Annotated in this window: 20 protein-coding genes; 13 read left to right on the top strand and 7 right to left on the bottom strand. The window is 31.4% G+C overall.

The genetic code is table 11. The annotated features are described in order from the left end of the window. Nucleotides 1–3: 3 nt before the first annotated feature. Genes QQS39_RS16635 through QQS39_RS16605 form a run of 7 tightly spaced genes read right to left on the bottom strand, consistent with a single transcriptional unit; the run spans nt 4 to nt 4,102 of the window. Nucleotides 4–435 carry a hypothetical protein gene (locus QQS39_RS16635; RefSeq protein ID WP_285804986.1) on the bottom strand — a complete coding sequence of 144 codons (432 nt, stop codon included), beginning with the start codon at nt 433–435 and terminating at the stop codon, nt 4–6. After that, the gene (locus QQS39_RS16630) at nt 425–1,129 is read right to left on the bottom strand and encodes a ubiquitin family protein (protein WP_285804985.1); all 705 of its coding nucleotides are present in this window, start codon (nt 1,127–1,129) and stop codon (nt 425–427) included. Before QQS39_RS16630 ends, QQS39_RS16635 begins: the two co-directional genes overlap by 11 nt. Beyond that, a complete protein-coding gene (locus QQS39_RS16625; protein WP_285804984.1) occupies nt 1,110–1,673 on the bottom strand; it encodes a type III secretion protein in 564 nt (187 codons plus the stop codon). Before QQS39_RS16625 ends, QQS39_RS16630 begins: the two co-directional genes overlap by 20 nt. Further along, nucleotides 1,654–2,415 (bottom strand): type III secretion system inner membrane ring lipoprotein SctJ, encoded by a 762-nt coding sequence (gene sctJ, locus QQS39_RS16620; RefSeq protein WP_285804983.1) that lies wholly within the window; start codon nt 2,413–2,415, stop codon nt 1,654–1,656. The genes QQS39_RS16625 and sctJ overlap by 20 nt, the downstream gene beginning before the upstream one ends. A 2-nt stretch (nt 2,416–2,417) precedes the next feature. Beyond that, the gene (gene sctI, locus QQS39_RS16615) at nt 2,418–2,702 is read right to left on the bottom strand and encodes a type III secretion system inner rod subunit SctI (protein ID WP_151436217.1); all 285 of its coding nucleotides are present in this window, start codon (nt 2,700–2,702) and stop codon (nt 2,418–2,420) included. Nucleotides 2,703–2,725: 23 nt separating this feature from the next. After that, the gene (locus QQS39_RS16610) at nt 2,726–2,980 is read right to left on the bottom strand and encodes an EscF/YscF/HrpA family type III secretion system needle major subunit (protein WP_285804982.1); all 255 of its coding nucleotides are present in this window, start codon (nt 2,978–2,980) and stop codon (nt 2,726–2,728) included. Between the two features lie 51 nt (nt 2,981–3,031). Beyond that, nucleotides 3,032–4,102 carry a hypothetical protein gene (locus QQS39_RS16605; RefSeq protein ID WP_285804981.1) on the bottom strand — a complete coding sequence of 357 codons (1,071 nt, stop codon included), beginning with the start codon at nt 4,100–4,102 and terminating at the stop codon, nt 3,032–3,034. Between the two features lie 296 nt (nt 4,103–4,398). Here QQS39_RS16605 and QQS39_RS16600 point away from each other — a divergent pair, with 296 nt between their 5' ends. Genes QQS39_RS16600 through QQS39_RS16540 form a run of 13 tightly spaced genes read left to right on the top strand, consistent with a single transcriptional unit; the run spans nt 4,399 to nt 17,186 of the window. Next, complete coding sequence (locus tag QQS39_RS16600; protein WP_151436214.1) at nt 4,399–5,154, top strand: helix-turn-helix domain-containing protein; 756 nt, start codon at nt 4,399–4,401, stop codon at nt 5,152–5,154. Further along, nucleotides 5,138–6,850, top strand: coding sequence for a type III secretion system outer membrane ring subunit SctC (gene sctC, locus QQS39_RS16595; protein WP_151436213.1), 1,713 nt, complete (start codon nt 5,138–5,140; stop codon nt 6,848–6,850). The genes QQS39_RS16600 and sctC overlap by 17 nt, the downstream gene beginning before the upstream one ends. A gap of 4 nt (nt 6,851–6,854) precedes the next feature. After that, entirely contained in the window at nt 6,855–7,931 is a 1,077-nt protein-coding gene (sctW, locus tag QQS39_RS16590; RefSeq protein ID WP_285804980.1) for a type III secretion system gatekeeper subunit SctW, read from the top strand. Nucleotides 7,932–7,958: 27 nt separating this feature from the next. Continuing rightward, entirely contained in the window at nt 7,959–10,064 is a 2,106-nt protein-coding gene (locus QQS39_RS16585; RefSeq protein ID WP_285804979.1) for an EscV/YscV/HrcV family type III secretion system export apparatus protein, read from the top strand. 8 nt (nt 10,065–10,072) lie between these two features. Further along, a complete protein-coding gene (locus tag QQS39_RS16580) occupies nt 10,073–10,486 on the top strand; it encodes an InvB/SpaK family type III secretion system chaperone (protein ID WP_151436210.1) in 414 nt (137 codons plus the stop codon). Nucleotides 10,487–10,489: 3 nt separating this feature from the next. Next, complete coding sequence (gene sctN, locus QQS39_RS16575) at nt 10,490–11,791, top strand: type III secretion system ATPase SctN (RefSeq protein ID WP_285804978.1); 1,302 nt, start codon at nt 10,490–10,492, stop codon at nt 11,789–11,791. Between the two features lie 13 nt (nt 11,792–11,804). Beyond that, on the top strand, nt 11,805–12,239 hold the full coding sequence (locus tag QQS39_RS16570) for a type III secretion protein (RefSeq protein WP_285804977.1): 435 nt from the start codon (nt 11,805–11,807) through the stop codon (nt 12,237–12,239). Further along, nucleotides 12,217–13,500, top strand: a complete 1,284-nt coding sequence (locus tag QQS39_RS16565; RefSeq protein ID WP_285804976.1) for a hypothetical protein — start codon at nt 12,217–12,219, stop codon at nt 13,498–13,500. The genes QQS39_RS16570 and QQS39_RS16565 overlap by 23 nt, the downstream gene beginning before the upstream one ends. After that, nucleotides 13,497–14,435 carry a FliM/FliN family flagellar motor switch protein gene (locus tag QQS39_RS16560; protein WP_285804975.1) on the top strand — a complete coding sequence of 313 codons (939 nt, stop codon included), beginning with the start codon at nt 13,497–13,499 and terminating at the stop codon, nt 14,433–14,435. The genes QQS39_RS16565 and QQS39_RS16560 overlap by 4 nt, the downstream gene beginning before the upstream one ends. Nucleotides 14,436–14,439: 4 nt before the next feature. Further along, entirely contained in the window at nt 14,440–15,099 is a 660-nt protein-coding gene (locus QQS39_RS16555; protein WP_109373252.1) for an EscR/YscR/HrcR family type III secretion system export apparatus protein, read from the top strand. Further along, nucleotides 15,099–15,353, top strand: a complete 255-nt coding sequence (gene sctS, locus QQS39_RS16550) for a type III secretion system export apparatus subunit SctS (RefSeq protein ID WP_072069116.1) — start codon at nt 15,099–15,101, stop codon at nt 15,351–15,353. Before QQS39_RS16555 ends, sctS begins: the two co-directional genes overlap by 1 nt. 5 nt (nt 15,354–15,358) lie before the next feature. Beyond that, nucleotides 15,359–16,132, top strand: a complete 774-nt coding sequence (gene sctT, locus QQS39_RS16545) for a type III secretion system export apparatus subunit SctT (RefSeq protein WP_151436206.1) — start codon at nt 15,359–15,361, stop codon at nt 16,130–16,132. After that, complete coding sequence (locus QQS39_RS16540; RefSeq protein WP_285804974.1) at nt 16,125–17,186, top strand: EscU/YscU/HrcU family type III secretion system export apparatus switch protein; 1,062 nt, start codon at nt 16,125–16,127, stop codon at nt 17,184–17,186. The genes sctT and QQS39_RS16540 overlap by 8 nt, the downstream gene beginning before the upstream one ends. The last annotated feature ends 68 nt before the right edge of the window (nt 17,187–17,254 follow it).

Below are 17,254 nucleotides of genomic sequence, written 5' to 3'. Positions count from 1 at the left end.
ATGTTAAAATGAAAACGAAGCGTTATCGGGTTTAAAAAAGCCCTCATAATCATCTTGGTTATCGTTCATACCTAATAAGTCGAGTGTAAATTGGTGATAAAAACCTTGGTAAGAAAGAAGTGAAATTAACGCCTGATTAATGACTTCTTTATTATCACTATTTTCTAATTCACTCTCTTGGTGAGCATACATTAATAGCGCAACTTGACGTTTTTCTTTTAAGGTTTGATTGCCTTCATTTTTAACATCAAATTTATTTAATAACGCTAAGATATCTTTGACTGTATTCACGTTGGCTGTTTTTAAATATTGGTAAAAAGTAGGATTTAGTGTCGCCATTAAAGGATCTAATTCCTGATTTGCAACGGGCTTTGATGCAGAAAAATGAGGCTGTGACGCATATAAGCTCTGTGCATTTAAAGCATCAATCTTCATTATTACCCTCACTGGATGTTTCTATTTGAGGATGCATATCATCTGATGCATCAAACGTATTAATAAATTTCAGCAGAGTGTCTTTAATTTCTTGAGTAAATGTTGCTTGATAAGATTCAGAAAAAGGCTGGTGAAATTGTGATTTTAAATCATTGAGTAACAGCGCAGGATCAAAAAAAGCCACTTGATCACCGGCATGAATAGCAATTGCCTTGCTATCATGAGATATCAATTCAATATTGATATTATTAAGCTCTTTCTCAAGCTCTTTCTCAAGATAAGGGCGTAGCGTTGCTGGAATATCTAGTGTTATTTTTTTCTCTGAAGGTATTGCTGAAATTAAACGACGTGTAAGTTCAACTTGTATTTTTGGTGAGTCAAAAAATTGAGCAAGAGTTGCGATTATTTGCTCTCTTTGTTGAAATTCATACTGTGCCAGTTGCTCTTGATATTGAATTGAGAATTTTAATATATCCCCTAATAATGCTTGTAATCCTTTACTATAAGCTTGGTTTGCTATCTCCTTATTATGCGCATCTAATTTCTTATTAAAATCTCGGAGTATTTTTTTTGTTGCGAGTTTGGCCGCTAATTCGGTTTTATAAATATTATCAAGTTGTCGAACATATTTAGCCCGTATTAATACACCTTCACGAGTGTATGTTAAAAGATTTTCAGACAGCGAGCGCAGCATAATCTAGCACCAAAAGAAAAAGTGAACGGGATAAAAAGAGTGACTGAGGAAGTTCAACCAGTGATGATTGTGGTGCAAAAAGCAATGTAAAACGTTGGGCCAGTGCGGTTGAAATCGAATTAATAAAATCAAAGAGTAATTGATAGCCGATATTTATGGGTACGATACTTTCCAGAGGAGTCGTTATCTTCTTATCTATATTTAACACAGCATAAAGAGATAAAAATGCTTTTAATTGTGGTTCTAGCTGATAGTAATTACCAGATAATAAAAGCGTTTCTCTAGAATACAAATAGCCTAAAAATAGAGCGCAACGGGGAAGTAATACCCAATGCGTAAAGATTTTCTCTACAATAATATCGATGTCACAATCTAGTTGATTAATAAGTTGATATTGCTGAATTAATTGGCGATTAGCGAGTTTCTGCCAAATTATACTTTCTTTATTTGACGCTAATACATCGTAATCTGCATGAAGATAACTAAGTGGCTCATACATTACACGGGATATCATTTCGAATTGCTCAGAAGTTAGATTTGTCATTATTCTCTTCCTTCTGTGTTTTTTTACGTCGGAATATTACCAATGAAACCGTAATGAGAACGGCGATAACGACCAATAATAAACTTAGAAATAGCCAAGAAGTAAGAAATGAATCAGAGCTATTTTGATGAAGTTGATTATTTATTATGTTGAACTTATTAATATTTCGTGGATACAACAAAACGGTAATATTATTCTCATCCATATCGTTAAAGGCATTATGAATAAAAGCACGAACATCTTCGCTTAATTGATCATTATCTAGCATACCCTCTTCATAAAAGACTAAAGCTGAAGCATGAGGTGTTGGAATAACGCGTTCAGCCGGAGATATTGGGTAACTTACATGTACCCTAGCATCAATAATATGGTCAATTGTGAGTAATGATTGTTCTAATCGTTGCTCAATAGCAGAAATTAAACGTGCTTTTTCGGCTTGCGGTGATGATACCAATGCATCTGATGGAAATAACTGGGTCACTTCAATTCGAGATAGTGTGGGTAATTGATATTCTTCTAAAATTTGAATCGCAATTCCCATATCTTCTTTTTTGACCGAAACATCAAATAACCCTTTTCCTAATGCTTTACGAGTGCTGGTTATTTGGTGTTTTTGTAAAACAGCTTGAATTTCTGTTGCCTGTCTTTGATCCAAATTAGTGAGTAGAGATTGATCTTTACAACCACTTAATAATGGAAACAGGCAACATAATAATGCCAAAAACAAATATCGCATTTTCATTACTATTGTGCCTTGAGTAATGTTTCAACAATATTCAGTGATTTTCTGGCTAACGTGCTTGCTAAATTCATTGTAATTGTATAATCGTTAAGTGTTGTTTGTAGCTGTGTGTAACTTTGAACATCACTTAATTGGCTTAATGTAGTTAGCTTTTCTTGGATCTGTTTTTCATATTGAAAACCACTTGTGATGCTGTTTACCATTATTGAAGATAAATTATCATCACTTGTGCTTTTATCGTTTGGTAATGTAGCCAAATGAACAGGAACAACTGGGGTAATCGCCATATACAGCCTCCATTAAATAAAAACTAACGCATATTCCCGATAATGCTCATTGCCAAGTCTTTCACAACTTTAATCGACGTTGATTCTGCATTACGCGTAATATTATATTCAGCAAGTCTTGCTTGGTAATCGGCTAAGGCCGCGGCGTTTGATGTATCTGCCTTTAATGCATCTAATGCAATTTTTAATGCCTCACTTTGTTTTAGTACAGGTTCTTGAAAATAACTATCAACTTTATTAATAGTGCTGACATCTTCGGCAACAGGATAAGCTGGCATAATTGTATTCCTCTAAGATTGATTCTAAGTTATCGGTTATAAATATCGTTATTATCCTTGAGGAAAATAACGATGTTGGTTATCAAGAAAGATATATCCATGATCTTCTTGTAATGTAGCTTTATTTTTCAACATAGGATTGCTTATATTTTCACGGTAAAAAATAAATTTTCTGCCAAAAATGGCCGTTTGTTTTTTGATATAAGTATCCAGTTTTTCTTTGTTACTGATATTTAATACATCATCAAAAATAAAGGTTAATCCGTTATTTTTTTCTTCAATGGTATAACCTATTGTTTTAGTTAGCTCAAATTCATTTATATCATTAATAATGTTAGGTATTGATATTCCTTTAATGGTTGGATGGCAATTTTTTGAAAAATCAGAAGTTATATTATTGATCATTTTTAATTTTTCATTTTCATTATGATAAAAAAAACTAACAATAGGTTTGTATTTATCTTTAAAAATTATATGTATTTTTTGATGATTATTACCGGTAGATAATTTTTTTACTTTTTCCAGATAGATAATTTTATTTTCTAATCCGCTTTCTATTTTTGAGGTCGGGTATAAATTATCATAAATACAATAATATCCATTTTCCCCTTGATATCCTTTAAAATTTAAACTTTTTGATACTGTTGGAATAATTTTTTCTTCTGTCGGTCTTTTTATATAAAAAACTAATGCTATAAAGAATAGCGTTATTAATGTTAATAATAAAAGAGTTTTTTTATTTATGGTGCCTGTTTTTTTCTTTTTTTTAAAATCAAATGATTCGAGAGATAAATCATTTTTATCACTAATCAAAAAGATAGGCGTATCATTGCTATATATTGGACTATCGATTTTCAACGGATATTCTTCATCAATCTCTTTTTGTATTAAGCTACTTTCAATTCTATATTTATTATTTTCACTATTATCTTCATCAAGTATAATAGCGAGCTTTTTCTCATCTTCCTGTTTATTACAAGGGATGTAAAGTATAGTTTTATCATTTTCTTCTTTATTTTCAATGCATTCTTTATTATATAAGAATAATGAATAGCGATTGGGTGGTAGAGGAATGATAGTTCCTTTTAAGGGGCCACTGAGGATGTAAATATAATAAAGCATGGAATTAGCCTAATGATAAATTGTTATTAATTCATAATATAAATATAGTTTAGTCAAATGAGCATAAAATTTCTTTTAAAAAAAAGCACATGTTTTTTATTTGATAGTGGGTATTGATATATTACTGCCACTTTTTTTAAATAATAAACGGAAAAAATTTGTTATTCATCTTTATAGTTAATAATAGGTGATATTATTGTAAGATTATATAAAGCAAAACCATAAAAATGAGTTAACTAAAAATTTATTATCTTTACTTTTTAATTTTATGATAAGTATAACGAGAGGTATTTACCATGTTGATAAATGATATAAAAATAAGCGGCGATAAAAATATATTACTAGGTAATTCATTGTTCTTTTGTATTCCTTTAAAGAATGATTATCCGGTAAAAATATATGATGAAAAAAAGACCAAAATTATAAAAGGAAAGGCTTTTATTTATAATGCCAAAAGTGATGACGTTATTTTTCAATCAGAAAACCAGTCTTGGCGTATTGAAAAACGATCATTTTTTATTTGTGCAAGATTATTGGCATTTATTGATTATGCTCGTGATTTTTCAAAAATGACAGCGATAGGATCTGAATTTGATATTAATCAGCAGATTTTTTATATAGAAGATACTAATAAATCTCTAGAATACGTATTAATAAATGAAGCAATAAAATCAGAAAGCCAATTAGAACCTCTATTTGTCACAATAAGACACAGTGAAAGTTATTGGCTTATTTTGCATCTCATTAGTTATTTAGATGAGAAGAAAAGTAATATTGCACAAATTGGAGAACGATATGGAGTATCAGGTACGCATTTTAGACGACTGTGTAAACGTTATTTAGGTAACTGTGGAAAAAGCCAATTGCGTTCATGGCGTGCAGCATCTTCAATTTTAACAACGCTATCAACCGATGAATCATTGACACAAATCGCAGTCGATAATGGATTTAGTTCCGCGTCTCATTTCTCTAATGAAATTAAGACGTTATTTGGTATTACACCAACAGAATTTCGTCGAATTGGTCAACATCTTTATGAAAATAAAAAATAAAATTTATTGTGTTATTGGGCTAGCACTTTGTTGTAGTTTATCTTTTCAAATTCAAGCTGCGCAAGGAAAGGTTATCTACACGCATCAGGTGAAAAAACCGGATGTTTTTATTGCAGTTGATACACGAGTTGAACAATTTTTTCTCGTGTTATCAGATAAATTAGATAAACCTTTTATTCTGAGTAATGCAGTAAAAAAGGAAAGAATAACTGGAAATTTTGATATTTCCTCACCAGAAGAAGCATTTGAATTGATGGTGAAACGTTTGTCATTACTCTATTTTAATGATGGGAAATCAATCTATATTTATGAGAGCAGTGAGATATTACAAGAACTCTTTCAGGTAAAAAATATAGGTCTAGCTGAGCTAAAAGACTATTTACAAGATGTAGGATTATATGATCAGCGTTATCCACTGCGTGCAGGCCAAGATCAACGTACTTTTTATATTTCGGGGCCTCCTGTTTATATTAAATTAGTCAAAGCCGCAGCCGAGTTTTTAGATAATGATGTACAAGAAAAAATTAATGAAAATACCAATAACCAAGTACCGGTGGGGAGTTCTCGCTATGGTGATGAGTTTGTACAGATATTTCCATTAAAAAATACCTTTGTACAAGATAGAACTTATACCTTACGTGGTGAAACAGTGGTGCTACCGGGTATTACTTCTGTTTTACAGCAGTTATTTATGCCCTCTAAAGGAATAGAAAGAACAGCGATAGAACCTAATAAAACGCGAGAAAATAACGATAGTCAGCAATACGATGAAGCGGTAAATGGGATTGAAGAAACGAATGCGCCTATTATAACTAAAATAGGACAATATAACGTCGAATTAGTGCCATTACCGGGTTCAAATAGTCTTTTAGTAAAGACAAGCCGAGAAGGATTAGCATTAATCGATTCACTCATTTCTCAATTAGATAAACCCAAAAGACAAGTTGAATTGTCGTTATGGATAATCGATATTTCTAAAAATAAAGCAGATAGTTTAGGTGTTAATTGGCAAGCAAGTTATGACTCGGGTAAAGGCAGCTTCTTTTTTAATACGGCAAGTCTAAGTGCTGCATCTGGTTTTAACTTTTTAGGAAAAATTAAAGCATTGAGTGAAGATGGTGAAGCGCAAATGGTATCTCGCCCAATGTTATTAACACAAGAAAATACCCCCGCTATTTTTGATAACAACACGACTTTTTATACTCAAATAAAAGGTGAACGCGTTGCTTCATTAGAGTCTACAACATTTGGCACGATGATCAGTGTGTTACCACGTATTGGTAATTCAAGTAAAGATATTGAGATGATCATTAATCTTGAAGATGGTGCAGAAAAAAAAGACGACAATGGTGATGATGAAAGTGTTGAAAAATTACCTGTAATTAACCGTACAAATATTAGTACTGTTGCTCGTGTTTCGGAAGGTGGAAGTTTATTAATTGGTGGATATACACGAGAAGATAATGTGAAAGCCGAAACTAAAGTTCCTTTTTTAAGTGCTATCCCTTTAGTTGGTCGAGCTTTTAAATATGAGTCTGATAATAATAAAAAAATGATCCGTATTTTTATGCTGCAACCTAGATTATTAGAAAACACGGATGCTGAAGATTTTGGATCTTTAATTGAGGATCCATTTCAACCAATGGATAAAAAAACATCTCAAGCATTAAAACAGCTTCAAGCCTTTATGAGGTAGCACTATGATCGGGCCAATTAATAGCTTTACGTCTTCGAATTTGGCAAACAATAGTATTGGTAAAAAAAGCCAACAAGAAACCGAGTATAAACAACCAAAAATAAATGAAAGCCAAAACTATCAAAATCAATTAATAGAGATATCTGATGATATGTCTATGGTTGCAACACTATTTTCTCAACGTTTTGGTCAATCATTAGATAAAAAAGCAAATAGAGGACAAAGTACATTATATATTGCAGAAGAGGGCGCGGATAAAAAACTTGATAAAGTCATGATGCTATTTAGAAAATCAGGGCGAAGTTTGCAAGAATTGCTTAGTTATTTACGTAAAATGTTCCCTGATGAAAGTGATCTCGTTATGGTTTTACGAGAATTACTTAGAAAAAAAAAGCTGGGTTCACAATTAGATGCAGGTATTGAGAATGAGATAAATCGTTTACTTGAGGGTGAAAATGGAAAGCAAATTAGAGCTGGTATTAATATTGCGCTTCAAGCTAAAACATTTGCAAAGTTACTCTCTCTCAATGCTTCGGCATTAAGAAATCTTTATCGTAGTTTTATTAATCTTGATTTTGAGCCTATTTATTTTTTTAAAATGTGGATAGAAGAATATGACATTAAACAATGTACAATCATCTTGAGCTTTCTAACACAAAGCTTGATTTGTGATATGCAATCATTAATGCCTAGTTGTTCTCAAAGTTCAGAATTTGGTTATTTTCTCGACCGAGTTAATAAATTACGGGCTTTAAGTAGTTTTATCGAAATCAATATAGATAAACTCGATAAACAAGATTTAAAAAATACAATAACAGATAAAGAACTGTGTCAATTGGTTTTTCATGGAATGACATTTCCAGAGGAAATGGAAAAATATTTAGTCTCTCTTTTAGAAAATCAATGGATGAATTATTTAGTTAATATAAAAATGAAATTATTACAAGGGCTAAAGACGATATTCAATAATTATCCTGAATCATTATATTTATCTTATGAATTTAGAGAAGAATGCCAAATAATTATACAAAAGCTTATAGATAATTACCTCCGATTAGAACAATATCAACAAAGAAAATAAATAAAAAATAATTTATGGATAATTTCTATGATTTATAGATTCCTATTGGCAATAAAAAATAAACCAGAGCTAATCGTATTATCGGTTATGATTTTGGTTATTATGATGTTAATTATACCTTTGCCAACGTATATTGTTGATTTCCTTATTGGGTTGAATATTACGATCTCTCTTCTTATTTTTATGAGTTCATTTTATATTACCCGAATATTAAACTTTATGACTTTTCCTGCATTATTACTGATTACGACACTTTTTCGACTTGCTCTTTCTATTAGTACAAGTCGATTAATATTGTTAGATGCAGATGCGGGTGAAATTATTACGTCATTCGGTGAGTTTGTTATCGGTGAAAATTTAGTCGTTGGTTTTGTTGTTTTCTCTATTGTCACTATCGTGCAATTTTTAGTGATTACTAAAGGCTCTGAGCGTGTGGCAGAAGTTGCGGCACGCTTTTCTTTGGATGGTATGCCAGGGAAACAAATGAGTATTGATGCTGATTTAAAATCCGGCATTATTACTAATGACGAAGTAAAAATAAGAAGAAAAGAGTTAGGCCAAGAAAGCCAATTATATGGATCTTTTGATGGTGCAATGAAATTTATTAAAGGTGATGCCATTGCGGGCATTGTCATTATTTTTGTTAACTTAATTGGCGGAATTTCTGTCGGTATGGCGCAAATGGATCTCTCAATTTCACAAGCGTTACATACTTATACACTTTTGACCATTGGTGATGGGCTTGTTGCCCAAATTCCTGCATTGCTGATTTCTATCAGTGCGGGTTTTATTGTCACGCGTGTTGGTGGTGAAAATAATAATCTTGGTTTTAGCATTATGAATGAATTGCTTGCTCAAGATTTTGCATTATTAGTAACTGCCATCCTTGCTTTTGTTATTGGCTTTTTACCTGGCTTTCCAACGCCTGTTTTCCTTATTTTATCGGTAATATTAGGAGGCTATTTCTTTAAAAAACAATGGAAAGGTAAGAAAAAAGAAGCCGCTACAGAAAATGAGGATGAAAAAAATGAAGATAATGCTTCCGATCCTGAAAGTAAAAAAGGTATTATTTCAAACCTATTTTCAAATAAAAATGAATTAGATGATGAAAATAGTTTATTAACTGAGAACATTACTTTATCTCAAGCAGAAACATTACCTTTAATTATTACCGTATCCTCAAAGAAGAAAGCGTATCTTTCAAAACTAGTTTTCGAAAAATGGTTGAAAAAAGAATTCATTTTACAATATGGTGTATTGCTTCCTGATATTGTTATTCATTACTCTGATAAAATTGATGAAAATAAAATTATTATTTTAATAAATGAAGTTAAGGCTGATGAATTTGATTGTCCTTTTCCCTTTGTTTATATTGAAAATCCTAATGATGAACTTTTTTCTTTAGATTTTAAAATATTAGAAATTAAGGATGATGATATTAGCCATTATTGGGTTAATAAAAATGAGTCGGATAAATTAACATCGTTAGATTATAAAGTAGAATTACCAGAAAGTTATTTCTATAGAAAATTCTCCAACTTGATTACATTAAATATTGTTGAATTTCTCGGAATACAAGAGACAAAAAATATCCTTGATAAAATAGAGGAAAATTCTCCAGAGCTATTAAAAGAGTGTTATAGACAAGTCTCTATTCAACGAATTAATGATGTTTTACAACGTTTAGTACAAGAAAAGATCCCTATTAGAAATATAAAAACAATTATTGGAGGATTAGTACAATGGGGAAGTAAAGAAAAAGATCCTGTGCTTTTAACGGAACATATCCGATCACTACTTTCACGTTATATTAGCCACTTTTTTTCAAAAGATGGAAAATTTGATGTGATTATTTTATCTCATAATGTAGAAGAGATTATTCGTGGTGGAATAAGACAGAGTTCTTCAGGGACATTTTTAAATTTAGAACCTGCAGAGCTTGATATGATAATAGAAAAAATATCTACCGCTATTGATGAGATTAAATATATTCAAGATTATGTCTTTTTAACAGCAATAGATATAAGACGATTTGTTAAAAAACTAATAGAAACACAATATCCACAGTTATCTGTATTGTCTTATGATGAAATTACATCTGACATTGAAATTAACGTTTTACAATCTATTTAGGAGAGATTATGTCTGTTGATCTAGCAAGTTTAATTATGGATGCTATGAATGTAATTGGGCGCAATGATTTATTTCCTGAGGGAAAATCTGTCGATAATCATTCAACAATAACAATTAGTTTAGGTGATATGCCTGATATTAATTTATTGGTTGTTGATGAGGTTCCTATGATCTGGTCTGTGCTTGGTGAATATGATGAAAACTTATTATCACAAAGCAGCACATCATTATTATTAACCAGTATTAATAATCAAATGGAGAGTTTTTATCCGGGACAGCCTGCTTTAGTGAAAGTAGAATCTGAATTAGAACTACGCGCCTCATTTATGCCTATTGCTCTACAAAATGGTGAGTCAATGGCAAAAGCGATTGATGAATATTTCCAAATGATGAATAGCGTTCATCAACAGTTTATTGGGTAAAAAATGAATAACGTATTTTCAATATTTCATCACGCAGCTCATCCTATGCGAATACAAGGTAATATTCTTGAAGTTACGCTGCGTGATGTATTTATTGGAGAAATTTGTCTATTAAAAGATTCAATCATTAATGGTCAAATTATTGGTGAAGCTATTGTGATTGGTTTCCGTAATGGTATTACGATTTTAAGTATGATGGGAAGCTCACAAGGTTATTCTTTGCAAATAATCGTAGTACCGACGGGAAATGCTTTTTCAGTCGCTTTAAGCCCCAATGTTTTAGGGAGTATGATTGATATTAAAGGTAACTATTTATTACGTTTTAGTAATAAAAAAATAGAAGAAGAAAACTTCTATTCATATTTACCTATTGATGGTCATCCTCCCTTATTTAGTGAAAGACGTCCTATCACCACAATTTTTGAATCAGGCGTTCGTGCCGTGGATGGATTATTAAGTTGTGGGTTAGGGCAGCGAATGGGAATTTTTGCCAGTGCAGGAACGGGTAAAACAATGCTTATGAATATGTTTATCCGTTTTTCTCAAGCCGATGTTTTTATTATCGGGTTAATTGGTGAAAGAGGACGTGAAATCACAGAGTTTGTCGAGGAATTAAAAGCAGATAAACGATGTGAAAAAACAGTATTAATTTGCTCAACCTCAGATCAACCCGCAATAGAGTGTTGTAATGCGGCATTAGTTGCCACGACCGTTGCTGAATACTTCCGAGAACAAGGCAAGAATGTCGTATTATTTATTGACTCAATGACACGTTATTGCCGAGCTTTAAGGGATGTTGCTCTTACGGCAGGCGAACTTCCTGTTCGCAAAGGTTATCCGGCTTCTGTTTTTGATAAATTGCCCGCGATCCTAGAAAGACCTGGAGTGACTCAAAAAGGTTCAATCACGGCATTTTACACTGTCTTGCTTGAAAGTGATGATGAGCCTGATGCTATAGGAGAAGAAATTCGTTCTATTTTAGATGGACATATTTATCTTTCACGAAAAATTGCCGCTTCAGGTCATTATCCAGCGATTGATATTTTAGGCAGTGTAAGCCGTATTTTTCAGCAAGTAACCCATGTTGAGCAACAAAAAGCAGCATTGAAAATAAGACAAATATTGATGCGTTTACAGGATATTAAATTATTACAAGAGGTGGGGGAATATCGTACAGGTGAAAATGAATTAAACGATCTTGCTGTAAATAAACAATCAGCAATAGAGGCTTTTCTTGTTCAATCTTTTAAAGAGAAAGCCGATTTTCAACAAACTTTAAATCAACTTTATGCGCTTACCTCTTAATCAACAGGTGTTGATGAATGCTATTGCTAAGCGCCAGCAAAGAATAGAAAGAGAGCAACAAAAGTATCAACAGTTAATAAAAGAAGCTGAAGTTAAGAAAAAAGAACAAATGCTATTAGCTTCTGCGCTAGAAAATGAAATCCCTATGTATGAAAAGGCAGGGCATTATTCTACTCTTTCATTAAATCAACAAAAACGTAAACAAGCTATTGTCTTAGCGTCATTGAATATTTCTATTACTCAAATTAAGGAAATAGAGTATCAATTAGAAAAATTAAAAAAAGGGAGCCTAAAGTTACAAAAAGAAAGGGAAGTGGTGATCAAAAAACAAAATAAAATAAAGCTTTATCTTGAAAGAAAAGCATTAGAGAAAGAGTTATATATTGAAAGATTAGAACAGAACGAAATACAGGAGATGGTATTGTATGATATTAATAAAGACAGATAATGTTATCTTGAATACAAATTTATCTAATGAAAAAAATAGTGAGAATAAGTCTTTTTTTTCTAAAAAATCATCACTTTCTTCTGCTGATTTGGAATTATTAATGTCTGATGATGAAAGTGTTTCCTCTAAAAATCTCAGTAAGATAAAACAAAAATTAGATGATTTTTATCATCTAAATCATCAGGGTGATATTGATCTAAAAAATCATCTAAAAATAAAATTCAATAAGATAAAATCTAAAGATGAAAAAGAAGAGATCGATTTTTTAAATTTAGAAGGATTATTATTAACACAAAGAAAAATATATTCACAAATTTGCGCTCATACAAAGAAAGTGAAAATAGAAAAAAAAACACTATTAAATTATGAAAGTAAAAAAATACCGATTTCTTCTAATATAACAGTGGCAAGTGATCTTAAATCAACTAAAGGCATAAGCATTAGTCCTTCTGATGGTAAAAAGGAAAGTAGATTAGATATTAATGAGTTAGGTTTAATTGGTGAAAGGAATGTCGTCAATCAGAAATTGGAAAGCGTAGAGAAAAAAAAAGACATCGATCCTAATCTAGTAGAAATAGATAACAAAATTAAAACGCATAAGGCTATCAAAAACAATGAAAAACAAGTAGAAAACAAAATAGAAAAGCAAGTAGAAAATAAACAGTACCCTTATGAAGGAAAACGCTCTTTTTCTGAAGGTAATACTGCATTTAAAATAAAAGAGAATACATCGGGTATTCATAATAATAGAATAGAAAAATTATATCATTCAGCCTATGAAAATAATCATTCAAGCAGTAAAGAAATAGAGAAAAATGATTTTTCATTTGATACTGCAAGACAAAAATTGAATATAGATAAATTGGATGAAAAAAAAGTACAAGAAGAAGTTAATGATATATCTATGTTCAATAATATAAAACCAGAGTATCAACAGAAAATACAAGAGCCTTTAATAGATAAAAAACTGCTTGATATACCCGCTTTAAGTCTTCTTTATAAAGAAGTATCAAAGATGACTCAACCTCCTAGCATTACTTATGTTTTTAAAAAATGGGGAAGTGAGCTTCATCAGATGAAAGTTAATTTTGATATTAATAAAAAGATCGAATTGATTGCTTCTACTGGACGTGTTTATCAATCCTCTTTAGACAATTTTAATCAATATCAAGGGCGATTAGCGCTTTCATTAGAAAATGATAATTCTCATTGGCAGATTAATGCAATTGATGCTTCCGATGATAAAGAAGATGAAAAATGATCTTATCAGATGTTAAAGAAAGTGTTAATCAGAACCAAAATAGCCAGGATCAAAATAGCGATTCAATGAGAATTCTATCTTCTTTATATGAAGCGCAATTACCTATCGCATCTGCTTATTATTTTAAAATAAAAGGTCAGAATACATTAGGTTTATTTACAGGGTTTGTTGCCGTTAACCAAGTCATGGATAACCTATATGCTGAAAAAAAAATAGATTGGGAAACGGTTCCAGAAGCTTATCTTCGTGTTCTATTTTCACAGAAATGTTCACAATTATTGTTTCCTTTTTCGAAAGAAGAGATGTCAGTAACTGTAGACAATATCTGTTTAGGAGAGCAAAAAAAAGTTAGTTATCCCGTTGTTAATACCTCAATAGGAGATGTATTTATTTGCTCTTTTGAGGGGCATTATGAATGGATGTTGTCCTCAAAAAATAAAATAAATGCTATTGCTCAATTCCAGCTCGGTAATAGCAAAATATCTGTTTCGTTATTAAAAACCCTTTATTTGGGCGATATTGTGTTGATTGATAGCATTGATTTTTCACTTATTATTGGTGAAAAAAAATGGATGCGTTATCAATGGCAAGAAGGAGAAAACGCGGTGGTTTTAGATGAAAAGTTACCGACTAATGAGGTAGAGAAAGAAGCATTAATAGACGATATTGATACAAACACAGCGACACAAGAAAATGAGGATTTAAAATCAATTGGTACTATTCCTATCACCTTATCTTTTTTACTCGCAAGTAAAATATTATCTATTGAAGAAATTGAAAAACTAGCCCCAGGACAACAAATTATATTACCTGATAATGCTTCGCGACAAATTACATTAGTTGTTAATGGTGTTCCTATTGCTCAAGGGGAATTAATTAAAGTGGGTGAGCGATTAGCTGTAGAAATTCAACATTCCCATTTACAGCAAGATTAAATATATGGAAAGCTCAACAACGCTCATTTTAACGTTAGCACTAGCAACATTAGCGCCCTTTATTATTGCTGCTGGAACCTGCTACTTAAAATTCTCTATCGTACTTGTTATGACTCGTAATGCTTTAGGTGTTCAGCAAGTGCCGTCTAATATGGTACTCAATGCGATTGCATTAATGATGGCTTTGTTTGTTATGACACCAATAGCAAAAAATACCTATCAATATCTTATTGAAAACCCAGTTGATATAACCTCTCCTGATTCTTTTGAGCGATTTTCTGACGATGCATTAGGGGAGTATAAACAATATTTGTACAAATATTCTGATCCTGAGTTATTAGATTTTTTTGAACAAGCACAAGGAAACCGACCTGATAGCTATGGCGAGAAAGAAAATATAGAAAAATCGTTGTTATCACTGCTTCCCGCGTATGCATTAAGTGAAATAAAGTCTGCTTTTATTATTGGTTTTTATCTTTATCTACCTTTTATTGTTATTGATTTAGTTGTTTCTTGTATTTTATTGGCGTTGGGGATGATGATGATGAGTCCAGTCACATTATCAGTGCCGTTAAAATTAATTTTATTTATCGCTATGGATGGTTGGACTCTTTTAGCTAAAGGACTAATTAATCAATATCTTGAACTCATGGCGGTAAGGTAATGGATATGGTTTATGCGGCCAATAAAGCCGTTTATTTAGTGATATTACTTTCAGCGGGACCTATTGCCATTGCGACATTTATTGGATTGGCAATTGGTTTATTACAGACCATTACACAAATACAAGAACAGACATTACCTTTTGGTGTAAAACTTGTTGGTGTTTTTGTTTGCTTATTAGTCACTATGGGGTGGATGGGCGATAAAATATTAGTGTATGCAAAAGAGATGATGACGTTAGGATTTGCAGGATAAATAATATGTTAATACTGCTAGGGTATATACAGACTTATTTAGTTGATCTTTTTTTACTTGTTGCAAGATTATTTCCTATCTTTCTTTTTATTCCTTTTTTAAATAGTCGAGTTCTTAATAGCCAATTATTAAAATATATCATTATTTTTTATATTGCTATGGGAATTAGACCCAGCATTATTATTACCGATGAAATAAGAAATATATGGGAAATTATATTATTAAGTGAATTACTTCTTGGCGTTTTAATAGGGCTTCTTTTTGCTACACCATTTTGGATCGCGTCTGCATTTGGCGAGTTTGTGGATAACCAACGGGGCGCTAGTATTGGGGATACTATCAATCCAACTACGGGAATTGAGTCTTCTGAATTTGCTTCATTAACGGGGTTATTTTGCGCTGCCTATTTTTTATCAACAGGTGGCCTAACTTTATTGATGAGTACGATAAAAGATAGCTATGACGTATTTCCTATTGGCTATTTTAACAAAGAAATTGGTTATTCTTTTATTGGGCACTGGCTAAATAATATGGTTCGTACGGCGCTTGTTTTGGTTTCACCTGTACTGATTATTATGTTTTTGAGCGAGGTGGCATTGGGCGTTTATTCTTTATTTTGTCCTCAACTAAATGCATTTTCACTATCATTATGTATAAAAGGAATTATTGCCTTTATATCATTACTTCTTTTCTTTACTTCGGCAATGACCACAGAGCTTTATGAATTTTTTAATAATAGATACTTTTATACGATTTTTATGAGTATTTATCATGGCTGAAAAAACAGAAAAACCTACCCAGAAAAAACTCGATGACTCTGCAAAAAAAGGGCAAAGTTTTAAGAGTAAAGAATTAACATCAGGGCTTGTTTATCTTATTGGTGTTATGTATTTATTTCATCAAGTTGATCTAAGTGAATTTAGTCGTTTTTATCAATCTCTTTTACTCCATCCAACGAATATCACGTTAAAAAGTTATGTCGATGTAATATCAAAACTATTCTTTGATATTGTTTTACCTATACTTGTTGTTGCTTTTTTATCTGGCGCGATCCCTTCTTTATTTAGTTCACGATTTAAGCTTGCGACTGAAGCTATTAGAATTGATATTAATCATATTAATCCAATCTCTGGATTTAAAAAAATATTTAGCATAAGAACAATAAAAGATCTGTTAAAAACATTATTATTTATAGTTATATTTTTAATTACTTGTTATGTTTTTATTATTTTACATGGTACGGAAATATTTATATTATACCGCTCGAATTTAAATATTATTGTTGATAAATGGTGTTCACTCGTCGTTAATTTTGTATTTGTGTTTTTTATTCTTTCAATACCTATTCTTATTTTAAATATTATTGCTGATTTCTTTATCTTTATGAAAGATATGATGATGGAAAAACATGAAGTTAAACAAGAAAACAAGAATATGGAAGGTGATCCTGAAATAAAATCAACTCGTCGGCAGTTCCATAAAGAATTGCTTGATGAACCTACGAAAAAAGTGATCCAAGATTCATCTGCCGTTATTGTCAATCCAACTCATGTGGCTGTTGGTATCTATTTCGATCCTGATAATGGCATTATGCCTTTAGTTTCATTGAGCTGTATGAATGAAAAAGCATTGGCAGTAAAAGCCTATGCTAAAAAAGTGGGAACACCTGTTGTTCGTTATCCTGAGCTTGCGAGAAAAATTTATCATAAATATCATTTATTTGATGTAATGATAGATCAAGATTTATTAGATGTTATGGATATTCTTATTTGGCTTAAGAGAATAGAAAATGAAGGATTATTAAGAGAAGAAATGGATTATATAAATTACTAATAAGTCATCCTAACGCATATATATTTTAATTATAAAAATAATATATTTGTTTTGATAAAAATAGGCGT

The organism is Proteus appendicitidis (assembly GCF_030271835.1).
GTDB lineage: Bacteria > Pseudomonadota > Gammaproteobacteria > Enterobacterales > Enterobacteriaceae > Proteus > Proteus appendicitidis.
Note: the sequence above shows the minus strand (reverse complement) of the source record. Positions and strands in the feature narration are given on the sequence as shown.